Raw genomic sequence first — 281 nt, 5'->3', positions numbered from 1 at the left:
GGATGGGACGTCGCCCAGCACTTCTCATCTCGATTGTCGCTATCGGCGTAGCAACGGGCTTAATCGGCCTATTACCTAATTACAATTCAATCGGCATTTGGGCTCCGATTGCGCTAACCGTTCTACGTCTTGTACAGGGAATTGCAGTTGGTGGCGAGTGGGGCGGCGCCACCACGATGGCAATTGAACACGCACCTGCAGAAAAGCGAGGGCGCTACGCCGCATTCGTCCAAATTGGCTCGCCCGCTGGCACGCTCCTTTCTTCTGGCGTCTTCTCCCTC

1 protein-coding gene is annotated in these 281 nt (G+C 56.6%); it reads left to right on the top strand.

The window, feature by feature from the left end; all coding sequences use genetic code 11:
* Window positions 1-281, top strand: a 281-nt coding sequence (locus HMPREF2724_RS13280; RefSeq protein WP_246818241.1) for an MFS transporter, incomplete at both ends; no start/stop codon positions are given.

The organism is Corynebacterium sp. HMSC071F07 (genome assembly GCF_001810285.1).
Taxonomy (GTDB): Bacteria; Actinomycetota; Actinomycetes; order Mycobacteriales; family Mycobacteriaceae; genus Corynebacterium; species Corynebacterium simulans.
Note: the sequence above shows the minus strand (reverse complement) of the source record. Positions and strands in the feature narration are given on the sequence as shown.